Raw genomic sequence first — 10,944 nt, forward strand, 5'->3', positions numbered from 1 at the left:
CGTAAAAAAATCTCCACAGTCAGATTTCTCAACTTTCATATTTGATTCTTCAAAAAAATCATTAAATGAATTGGAGACTTGCAGCTATTCCTGCTACCCTTATACCTATTTTCATTATAGCTATTCAATTTGATATTAAATTAGAAGATGTGTTAGCAATTGGGTTTTTTCCATTTATTGGTGCTGTTGTCGCAATGCTGATTAAGTTGGGTCTACAAGGAGTCAAATTTGCATACATTACAAGAAAATATCTTGGTAGTTTTGATTCTTTTTTGAAACTAACTGGTGTTCGTGTTGGTAGCGAATTTATCAAATTTACAACTCCAATGTTTATTGGTGCAGAGTTTATTGTGATCTATTATTTGCACAAAAAGGGTGTAAAACCATCCAAATCAACATGGATTGCCATCATGGATATAGTGACAGAAGTTTTTGCAGGCGGTTTGTTATCTATAATGGCAGGAATAATTGCATTGTTAAATGGTGCATATGTAGTTGCAGCAGTGGTTTTAGGAACTAGTATTATTGTAACATCTCTATGGATGGTGCTCTTCTTTTTATCATCTAAACGTACATTCCAAGTTCCCAAGATTCTGGGAAATCTTGTTAAAAGATTTGGAAAAGAAAAAGGTGTAAAGTATATTGACCAAACAAACTCTTGGATGAAAGAAGTATGTACAATGAGTAGAGAAAACCTAAAAACTTCTGAATCAAAAAAAGTTTTCACAATATCATTCTTCTTCTCACTTGCATCATGGTCATTTTATGGTATCTCATTTATGATAATTGGGCTAGGAACTGGATATGTTGTTAGTGCGTTTGATTCTATTATGGCAGTAATGGGTGCAAATGCAATTGGAAATCTTCCAATTACCATAGGCGGTTCAGGTCTTGCTGAATTTGGAATTGTAGCATATCTAAATAACCTAAATCCATTTGACTTTGATATTTCTGAAGGTGGTCTTGCTTGGGATGCAGTAATAGGCTGGAGAATTGCAACATACTACGTGCCAATTGTGGTTACTTGGTTGCTTTTAGTAAAGTTGGCCTTGAGTAGAATTTCAAAACCTCAAGCTACATAGAAACCACTTTATCTATAAACGATTTTTTTTGATTTGTGGATTTCAAAAATAAAACTATTCTAATAACTGGTGCTTCATCTGGGATTGGGAAACAGACTGCAATTGAATTTGCAAAATTGGGTGCTAACATAATTCTAGTTGCAAGAAGAAAAGAAAAGCTTGATGAACTTGCAAATGAATTAAAAAAATTCAGTATCGTAACTCTTGTTTGTCAGTGTGATGTATCAAATAAAGAACAAGTAAAAGAAATGTCAAAAACTGTTTTAGAAAAATTTGACTCTATTGATGTGTTAGTAAATAATGCAGGTTTTGCAATATATGGTTCTGTAAAAGAACTATCTATTGATGAAATAGAATCCCAAATGGAAACAAATTACTTTGGAATGGTATATTGTATCAAAAATTTTCTTCCATTTATGTTGGAAAAAAAATCTGGTCATATTGTTAATGTTGCTTCGGTTGCTGCAAGCTTTGGTCTTCCAGGAATTGCATCTTACTGTGCATCAAAATTTGCAATGCTGGGATTCTCAGAAGGTCTCAAACATGAACTAAAAGATACTGGAGTGGGAATTACCGTAGTTAGCCCAATAATGGTTAGAACAGATTTCTTTGATCATCCTTCTTTTGAAAAAATGCCAAAATATTCTCCAACATCACTTAGTTCTAATACTGTAGCAAAAGCAATTCTAAGGGCTGCAAATTCTTCAAGACTGGAAATTATTGTTCCTTCTGTAGTAAGGGGTGCTGTTTGGTTAAAACATACCTTTCCTTATTTCATAAATCCTATTATAGGAAAATCTTTCAAAAAACAATTAGATTCTGTAGAATGATTTTAAATTATTCTTCAGCGTCATCATCTTCGGCTTCACTAGAGCCTACATCTAACAATTCAAGTGATTTTAAATCAAATTGGTAAATTGCATTCATTTCAATCTCTTTTTCCTTTTCTAAATACTCTGAGACTTTTTTGCTAAGTGGTGCTTTGTGTTGGTCAAAAACAAATTCATAAACTTCTCCTTTCAACAAGTCATCCATTTTGATGCTTTTTGGAACATTCATAGTAACTATATGTCGTCCATCTTCTACTGCATCATACAACTGAACATCAATTTTGTTATCTTCATAATAAAATTCTAAAATGTATCCTGATTTTTTTAATTCCTCAGGTTTCTTAAATTTTGCATTTTGGATTTCATCTGTAACCCATTCAGGAATTTCATCTTCTTTCTTCTTTTTTACCATAATAACTCACGCTAATTTTCTGCTTTTTCTTTCTTACTTTTTGACCACCATTCTAAATAGTCGTCATGTTTATCATCACGTGTTCTTTCTTTTTGGTTGAGTTTGTATCTGATATCTGAAACTTGTTCTCTAGTAGCATAAAGGCCACATCGCTTACAGACAAAATTTCTTCTATTCTTCTCATCCATTTTCATTGGAATGTCAATTTCATCATATAATTTGAAAAGATCCTCTCTGCTTCTTTCTTCTTCAGGAACTTCTGATTCATATTTTTCTTGAATCTTTTTTCTCTCTCTGTGTGTACATTCTGGACAGTTAGGCACTGATGATTTGACTTAATTTTTTCCATAAAAGCGTTCCCACATTGTTAACTGATCGATATACATCTGACACGCGGATTTTTTCATCATCCCTTTCGGTCCGTTCGCCCATCGAAATCCCGCGTGCCAGATGAGCAAAATTCAAAAAATAATGTATTATCTCTTTTCTTCCAAGGTTTGGGCAGCAATCTTCGCTGAATTTTCAGCACCATCTGGAACAAAATTTTTAGAAAATTCCCTTAAATTCCCTGAAAATTCCTCGTAATTCTCTCTAATTTTGAAAATTCCCTCAATTACTTGATTTGTTTTTGTAGCTAATACTCCTAGATTCTTCTCCTGAGCCCATCTGATGTTGTTTGTATGCTCATCATAGATTGGGATTCCGATAATAGGTTTTGACTTTCCACCCATGATTTCACCCATAACAGTATGAGAACCATTTACTACTGCATATCTGCATAAATCCAACACGGTATCTTTTTCTTGCTCCGACAGAAATCCAACATCAATCTGAATCCAATCTATTTTTTTGTCTAGTGCATCAGATATTGAATATCTTTTTCCGTCTTTTCCAATCACTGAATCAATTTTTGGATCATTTCTTGCATGAGAAATAATTCTTCTTTCATTTTTCATCTTATCTTGTTGAAATACTTCTTCATATCTTTGACCTGTTCCATCATTTGTTGATTTGTTTCCTGTTCTCATCCAATAACCAAATTCACTATTTTCGATTAGTTTTTCAAGATCAGAACTTTCAACTTTGTTAATTTTTTTGCTATTTGTAAAGTGTCCAACATAAATTACTTTTTCTTCAGCTTCTTTTATGAAATTTAGGTTATACTCACACATTGTATATGGTGGTGGAGAATCTGCGACAAGAATTTTTGTTGCTTTTAAAATCTGTTTTGCAATAAAAATTAGTGATGGATATAGATATGATCTGGAATTATACAATTTGGGTCTAAATTGATTTGTTATAAATAAACTTGGTATGTTTCTATTTTTTGCTAAGATATTTGATCCCATGTCTCCATCATTAATTACCAAATCAAATTTTTCTTTGTCGTAGAGCTTTCTTTCTTCTCTAAGATAATTTGCAATTTGCCTAACTAGAGGTGGATTTTTTGAGATTGGTAGTAACAAATTCATCAAGGACATTGAAACACTTGGACCAAACTTCCCGTCAATTGGAGTTGGCATCAAAATTTCATGAATTTTTTCCCTTTGATCTGGGAATCTTTTTAGTAATTTTTCATACACATGATCCTTGCTTGAAAAATGAACCTCGAACTCTTCTTTGATGTATTTTCCAAGAACTTCGTTTAGTCTCATCATTCTAGAATAATGGCCACTTCCCCACGGGTAGATGAATTCTCCTATTTTGAGCACAATATTGAAACCAAATATGCCGTTTAAATTCTCAGTGATTTTCTTCTAGCGAATCTAAAATATCGTGAACATTGTTTGGTCCTACCTGAATAGAAATCATTTTTTTAGTTTTTTGGGCATTTTCGACTTGTTTTTTTGCAAAAGATGGAATTTCATAGGAGCTAATAGTCACAATCTTTTCTAATTTCTTTATACTTTTTTCCAAACCGATTTCTTTTGCTTCCTCAAACAAACTTGTGTCTACGCCAGATAATGGAATTAATGGAATTTTCTTTTTTGTAAATACTAGTTTTAATGCATTATCAATAAAATCTGAAGAAAATACCAGTGGTGATAAAGCCAACGACACTCGTTTATTTGAGTATTGTAACATTATCTCTAAAATTGAATTCACATATGTCAAATAATTCTTGATTCCATTTGGATTTATTTTTAGATGAAAGAATTCTAATTCAATTTTTTCTTGAACGAGTCTTGGAATAATTTGGTTTAGAACTTTAGCTAAATTCATTAATTCAGATTTCTGTCTATAACAAACTATTACTTTTGTATCATATCCTTGTTTTATTGTTTCATAACAAGATACTGCAGATAATTCGTCATATACTGCACAAATTGTCTTTTGACTTTGTGATTGATATGGAATTCCACCTTTTCCTTTATCTGAAAATATGCAGATATATGCATTATTTTTTGTAAGATATGTATACAACAATTTGTCATAATCTAGATCAGTTCCTGGATGAGCACCCAGCTTTGATTTTTTTTCTATAATATTTGATGTTGCAGCAATCTCCACATCTTTTGCAAGAAAACCTTTTGATGTTCCTTCAACCCTGACTAAGAATTTTTCACCTTTTAGGAGAAGATTCCCTCCTATAGAAGTAATTTCAGAAACAATATTTTGATAATTATTTTTTATTTGTTTTGCAATTGCAATCTCTTTTATTCCAAAAAGCATATTGATTGCAGATGATGCAAATACAGGATCATTGGCATCTACTAGAATAATTTCTCCATCACGTTTAACTGAATTGAATTGTTGATTTTTTATCTTCAAAATTTTTTTGATATTTGAAATTAGTTGTGGAATTTTATTTTTTGAAAATATGGTTGGAAAAACTACTACATATGACATTTCATCCATATTTTCTATTTGAAAATATACTTGTTTATAATTTAGGACAAAATTCGGGTAATCAATATAAAACAAATACTTCAATTGAATGTGTGACTAGATTTACGCAAGAACAAATTTATGATCTTAACTCAAAGATAAAGACAGCTGAAGAAGCTCTTCAATGGGTATCAGATAACCTTCATCCTAAAGTTGCAAAAGCTTCTAGCTTTGGCGCTGAAGATGCAGTTGTTATGGATATGATGCTAAAAATTAATCCTAAATTCAGGTTTTTTACATTAGATACAGGACGATTGCCACAAGAGACCTATGATATTATGGATGTCTTGAGAAAAAAATACAACATTACAATAGAAGTGTTGTTTCCTGATACCAAAGAAGTTGAAGACATGGTTAAAGAGAAAGGCCTTAATCTGTTCTATGAAAGTGTTGAAAACAGAAAACTTTGCTGTGAAATACGTAAAGTACATCCAATGAACAAAATGTTAAGCACTCTAGATGGATGGATTACTGGACTACGACGAGAACAGACCAAAATCAGAGAAGACGTTACAATGTTTCAACTTGATCATGGTCATGGTGGTATCCTAAAGATTAACCCAATAATTGATTGGACATGGGATCAGATTCAAGAACATATCAAAAAACACAACTTGCCATACAATAGCCTTCTTGACAAAGGTTATCCCAGTATTGGATGTGAACCTTGTACACGACCAATAAAACCTGGAGAAGACATTCGAGCAGGAAGATGGTGGTGGGAACAAGGAGAGCACAAAGAGTGTGGCCTTCATATAGAGCGTAAAAATGAGGATTAACATGTCAGAAAATGGTTCAATTAAACCACATGGCGGAGTATTAGTAAATAGAATTACAAATGTTGATCCTACCGGATTATTCTCAATTACAATTTCAGAAGATCTTGCAAATGATGTTGAAAATATTGCAGACGGAATCTTTAGTCCATTGGAAGGATTTCTAGGTCAACAAGATTTTGAGAGTGTTGTATCTCGAGGTAGATTGGCAAATGATCTAGCATGGACCATACCAATTGTACTGGATGTTGATGAGCAAACAGGCTCTAAAATGAAAGAGTCAGGCAAAGTCTTACTACAAAATCCTCAAGGGGTAGGCGTTGCTGTATTAAATGTAGAAGAAGTGTATACTTTTGATAAAGAAAAAACATCACAAGGAGTCTATGGGACAACTGACTCTTCTCATCCAGGTGTTGCAAAGACAATGTCAATGAAAGACTATCTTGTTTCAGGAAAGATTGACTATATTCAGAGACCTGAAGACTCTGAGATTAGAAAATACAGACTAACTCCAAAACAAACTAGAGAGGCATTTGCACAAGCTGGATGGAAAACCATTTGTGCATTTCAGACAAGAAATCCTCCACATGTAGCACATGAGATGCTACAAAAAACATCAATTACGACAAGAGATGGAGTCTTTGTTAATCCAATCATTGGAAAGAAAAAATCTGGTGACTTTGTGGATGAAGTCATCGTAAAATGCTATGAAACCATGATAAAATTATACTATCCAGAAAATAGATGTCGTCTTGGCACTTTACACACTGAAATGAAATATGCTGGACCAAAAGAGGCAATTCACCACGCAATTATGAGACAAAACTACGGTTGCACTCATATCATTATTGGTAGAGATCATGCAGGTGTTGGAAAGTTCTACGAACCATTTGCAGCACAAGAAATCTTTTCAGACTATCCCGAACTGGATATATCTCCCGTGTTCTTCCCACCATTCTTCTATTGCAGAAAATGCCTTACCTACACAACTCCAAAGGCATGTCCGCATGACAATGATGACAAAGAGCAAATCAGCGGAACCGCACTAAGAGAAATGATTCAAAATGGACAAGCACCTTCTGAATTTATTCTAAGACCGGAGGTTGCACAAGTTATCTTGAATCATCCAAAACCTTTTGTTGATTAGATATTTATTCAATCAGACTTGCACTAGCTCAATGAGATATCTGTTTGCAATAATTTTGATTTCTGGAATTTTTATTGCTCCTGCATTTGCTCAAGAGGTAAATCCGTCGCTGATCATTGATACAATAGAGATTCCTGCTGAAGAATTTAATCGAGTTTTACGTGATGCACCTATTGTTACACTAGATGACGTTCATGCGGTCAGCTGGCAAGTAACAATTGATAACAATCTTCTTTATGCAAATCCTGATGGAAATGCAGTCTTTAGACTTTATGATGTTGATACTGAGGATGAGTTTATCGAAGTGGGAATGGGTTCAATTCCTGACTACAAGTTTTGGGTTGCAGTACAAACTCCAAAAGAGGGATACATTGTAGTTCACAGTGATCTGGAAAGAGGTTGGTATCCTCAAGCAAAATCAATCATATCATTTACTGACAGAGCAGGTCTTACTGTAAACAATGGAGCAAGAATCGTTGTTACCAATCTGGATATTGGAGAATTTGCGATTGGTTCTTACTCTGTATATGGAATGGAAGGTTCTACTGATCCTCCTGCAGTTAATTCTGGAAGTATGGTTTTAGAATTTTTGTCAGGTGATCCCTCAAAGAATGCATTTGCAATGTTTCCATTTTATGTTGCAGCTGGAATTGGAGTTATAGTTGGAGTACTGTTCCTAACTAAGAAGCGTTCTTAATTTTTTAATACTTTGTATATTACAAAATATTTTTGTTAAAAAATAATAAAAAGAAATAGAATTCTATGTTAGAATATCTATGTGAGGGTTATATCCCATGATACAGTTAATGTGTCAGATGCTCCAACGTTAACTGCACTGAATACTTGTCTTGCAAGAAGTTCGCCACTAGAACCATCATTCATTAATACTGCTTCAACTACTGCTCCTGCACAATTTGCTCCACTAAAGGATGCATCTACTGTAACAGTGATTTCTCCAGATACAGAAGAATCTCCTGTAACTGTTCCATCTTGTACTCTGGCACATCCAGAGATAGCAGTACCAATTCCTACATCTGATGCATTAGCTGCAGTATTATTGGTTCCAATACCAATCCAACTGAATTGACTATCAGTAGCATTTCCATTCAAGTTTATGTTTGGAAATATTAGATCACCCATTGTATCTATGCCCACATCAACTACTAAGTTGTCAGTTTGAACATAATCAACAATATTTCCATCTACATCGGCTACAGTTAGTGTGATGTGTCCCATAATGTTACTTGATTCGGAATACATCTCAGAATTCTCTGTAGTTGGATATGCACTGAAAATACCTCCTACTGCTGCTGCAACGGCTACTACTGCAAACATTGCTGCTTGTTGTGTTTTCATAATATTGTGATATTCTAATTAATAATAAGACTAATGGCACTTTTCAGCATTATTTAGATCCTTTTTGGAACCAAACACAATTTTGAGCAATTATGGGTTTGCTTCCACACCAATACTCTCCTTGAGATTTATTGAAAGATTTTTGCCTTCTGGTACAGATTCATTCTCACTTGGAACATTGATCATTTCTTGCGAACCAAATTCTTCTGTACCTAGAGAATAGGCAATAACTCCCAAACCTATAACTCCGATTATCACTGCTATGATAATCCCAGATTTCATATATCATTATGGTGACTTAGCTATAAAAATTAGGATCATGAAAAAAATTTTAACACGGTCATCATTCTAGATTATATTGCAAACGATTGCTATAATTTTGTTATTTGCATTAAGTTTTAACTTGGCTTTTGCAGATGAAATTTTTATTACCAAAAGAACAGATGGCGATAAAACAATTTTTGATGGAAAATGGACGTTCTTACAAGAATGGAAAACGACAAGTGAAGATAAAATTAATTTTGATCAAGGCAAATATTTTGTTATGAAAACTGGTCATGACTATGAAAACATCTATGTCTTGATTGATTTTGTATCTGACAAAAAAAATGATACTAATATTGACAAAGCAATAATATGTTTTGATACAAAAAATGAAAAAAACAAAATTCCTGACTCTAATGATTTTTGTTTCTGGATAGCATCTGGTTCTAAACACCCAACTACAATTTCAGGCAATTCAGATTTCTCTAGTGTTGGAAACTGGAAAAATATCCCTAACCATCATTTACTTATTGCTGTAGCAGGCGTTTCAGATCAAAATGATAGATACAGTACTATCCCTCATATGACATACGAATTTAAAATTCCAATTGAACAAATTGGTAAAAATGATGTTTATGGTTTCTACATTACAGTTTATGATGGGTCTGAACAGAAATGGTTTAGTTGGCCAGTAAATGCAAATTCTATCAAATACCCATTTATTGCATCGCCAAGTCTCTGGGGAGATCTAATTTCTCCTGACAAATCAATTCCAGAATTTGGATACCCAATACTCTTAACTATTCCAGTGTTTCTGATGATAATTTACCTGTCCAAGAAAAATTTTTCTATATATAAGGCAAGAGATTTTCTTTAAAAAAATTAACACACATAGCCTTCAAATTAAAATTAAGATTTAATATCTAACAAATTTTTGTGTCTTAATAATGTCACAGCATGAGATTCAAGAAAATGGGCAAGTTTCTATTATAATCCCAACATATAACGAATCTCAAAATATTCTCAATATATTAAAATCAATAAAGGATAATTTACCAAAAAATATTTCAGCACAAGCAATTGTTGTTGATGACAACTCCCCTGATGGAACAGGAAAAATAGTTGAAGATTACTTAAAAAATTTCAAAAAAATTACAAATTATACAATTGAGATAATTCATAGAAGAACAAAAAATGGTTTAGGTTCTGCAATACTAAAAGGCATACAGCAGTCAACAGGTGATACAATTGTTGTAATGGATAGTGATTTTTCTCATCCTCCACATGTGGTTCCAAAATTAATTGAATCAATAAAAAAACATCATTGTGATATCGCAGTTGCATCACGTTACATAAAAGGTGGAAAGATTGAAAATTGGTCTGTAAAACGAAAACTAATCAGCAAGTTTGCAACATTGATTGCAAAAAAAGGATTAGGAATTAACACTAAAGATCCAATGTCTGGCTTTTTTGCATTTAAGAAAAATATTCTAACTGGGTTAAACATTGATGCAATTGGATACAAAATCCTTTTAGAAATTCTAGTTAAAGCAAAAAATGTATCAATTAAAGAAATTCCATATACCTTTCAAGATAGGAAATTTGGTTCAAGTAAACTAGGTTTGAAAACCGTTATAGATTACTACAAATCAGTTTGGAAACTGTATCGTTTTGGAAAACCACAAGAAGAACAAGAAAAACGCAGATCTGTAAAATTCCTCTACAAGGCTGCAAGATTTTACACAGTAGGTGCCTCTGGATTTGTTGTAAACTATTTGATCTCATTATTGTTTGCAGGTGGTATTTCCGATATGTGGTATCTGCATGCAAATGTAATTGGAATACTTGCTTCAATTACAACTAATTTCATCTTAAACAAGGCTTGGACTTTTGGTGATAGAGACTTTAGAATTAAAAGAACAATGTCACAGTATGGAAAGTTTGCCATGTTTAGCTCTTTAGGTGCACTAATACAATTGGGAATGGTCTATTTCCTAGTAGATGGTGCAGAGATTTCGTATCCATTAGCGTTAATCTTAGCAGTAGTAACAGCTGCATTTGGAAACTTTGTATTAAATAAGAAATTTACTTTCAAAGAAAACCTACTAAACTAGTTTTAAGAAATTAAAATAAAAAGAATAACTTACGTCTTTTCCCAACTACTCAAAGGTAGAAGTAGAGGTTCCTG

13 protein-coding genes are annotated in these 10,944 nt (G+C 33.0%); 7 read left to right on the plus strand and 6 right to left on the minus strand.

The genetic code is table 11. From position 1 onward, the window contains the following. Positions 1-65: 65 nt before the first annotated feature. Together NKOR_RS09730 and NKOR_RS09735 are read left to right on the plus strand one after the other, a co-directional pair. Positions 66-1,082 carry a lysylphosphatidylglycerol synthase transmembrane domain-containing protein gene (locus tag NKOR_RS09730; RefSeq protein ID WP_014964178.1) on the plus strand — a complete coding sequence of 339 codons (1,017 nt, stop codon included), beginning with the start codon at positions 66-68 and terminating at the stop codon, positions 1,080-1,082. A gap of 35 nt (positions 1,083-1,117) precedes the next feature. After that, complete coding sequence (locus NKOR_RS09735) at positions 1,118-1,912, plus strand: SDR family oxidoreductase (RefSeq protein WP_014964179.1); 795 nt, start codon at positions 1,118-1,120, stop codon at positions 1,910-1,912. Positions 1,913-1,919: 7 nt separating this feature from the next. On the opposite strand, the gene NKOR_RS09740 is transcribed toward NKOR_RS09735, so the two are convergent. From NKOR_RS09740 to NKOR_RS09755, 4 genes are all read right to left on the minus strand, one after another. Next, positions 1,920-2,324: a hypothetical protein gene (locus NKOR_RS09740; RefSeq protein ID WP_014964180.1), complete on the minus strand. Its 405-nt coding sequence runs from the start codon at positions 2,322-2,324 to the stop codon at positions 1,920-1,922. 11 nt (positions 2,325-2,335) lie between these two features. Continuing rightward, positions 2,336-2,647, minus strand: a complete 312-nt coding sequence (locus NKOR_RS09745) for a hypothetical protein (protein WP_012214433.1) — start codon at positions 2,645-2,647, stop codon at positions 2,336-2,338. Positions 2,648-2,800: 153 nt separating this feature from the next. Then, entirely contained in the window at positions 2,801-4,036 is a 1,236-nt protein-coding gene (locus NKOR_RS09750; RefSeq protein ID WP_014964181.1) for a glycosyl transferase, read from the minus strand. Positions 4,037-4,067: 31 nt separating this feature from the next. Then, positions 4,068-5,183 carry a THUMP domain-containing protein gene (locus NKOR_RS09755; RefSeq protein WP_016939449.1) on the minus strand — a complete coding sequence of 372 codons (1,116 nt, stop codon included), beginning with the start codon at positions 5,181-5,183 and terminating at the stop codon, positions 4,068-4,070. A gap of 83 nt (positions 5,184-5,266) precedes the next feature. Between NKOR_RS09755 and NKOR_RS09760 the strand changes: the two genes are divergently transcribed. From NKOR_RS09760 to NKOR_RS09770, 3 genes are read left to right on the plus strand one after another with little or no spacing between them, the layout of a single operon-like run. Then, a complete protein-coding gene (locus tag NKOR_RS09760; protein WP_016939450.1) occupies positions 5,267-5,992 on the plus strand; it encodes a phosphoadenylyl-sulfate reductase in 726 nt (241 codons plus the stop codon). A gap of 1 nt (position 5,993) precedes the next feature. Continuing rightward, positions 5,994-7,136, plus strand: coding sequence for a sulfate adenylyltransferase (gene sat / locus NKOR_RS09765; RefSeq protein ID WP_026089922.1), 1,143 nt, complete (start codon positions 5,994-5,996; stop codon positions 7,134-7,136). 31 nt (positions 7,137-7,167) lie between these two features. Further along, positions 7,168-7,833, plus strand: a complete 666-nt coding sequence (locus NKOR_RS09770; RefSeq protein WP_014964185.1) for a hypothetical protein — start codon at positions 7,168-7,170, stop codon at positions 7,831-7,833. A 77-nt stretch (positions 7,834-7,910) separates the two neighbouring features. Here the strand turns inward: NKOR_RS09770 and NKOR_RS09775 are convergent, their stop codons facing one another. Together NKOR_RS09775 and NKOR_RS09780 are read right to left on the minus strand one after the other, a co-directional pair. Then, complete coding sequence (locus NKOR_RS09775) at positions 7,911-8,492, minus strand: hypothetical protein (RefSeq protein WP_014964186.1); 582 nt, start codon at positions 8,490-8,492, stop codon at positions 7,911-7,913. 90 nt (positions 8,493-8,582) lie between these two features. Beyond that, a complete protein-coding gene (locus tag NKOR_RS09780) occupies positions 8,583-8,774 on the minus strand; it encodes a hypothetical protein (RefSeq protein WP_014964187.1) in 192 nt (63 codons plus the stop codon). 76 nt (positions 8,775-8,850) lie between these two features. Here NKOR_RS09780 and NKOR_RS09785 point away from each other — a divergent pair, with 76 nt between their 5' ends. Together NKOR_RS09785 and NKOR_RS09790 are read left to right on the plus strand one after the other, a co-directional pair. Beyond that, positions 8,851-9,633: a hypothetical protein gene (locus NKOR_RS09785; protein ID WP_016939452.1), complete on the plus strand. Its 783-nt coding sequence runs from the start codon at positions 8,851-8,853 to the stop codon at positions 9,631-9,633. 70 nt (positions 9,634-9,703) lie between these two features. After that, entirely contained in the window at positions 9,704-10,870 is a 1,167-nt protein-coding gene (locus NKOR_RS09790) for a glycosyltransferase (RefSeq protein ID WP_014964189.1), read from the plus strand. The last annotated feature ends 74 nt before the right edge of the window (positions 10,871-10,944 follow it).

Source organism: Candidatus Nitrosopumilus koreensis AR1 (assembly GCF_000299365.1).
GTDB lineage: Archaea > Thermoproteota > Nitrososphaeria > Nitrososphaerales > Nitrosopumilaceae > Nitrosopumilus > Nitrosopumilus koreensis.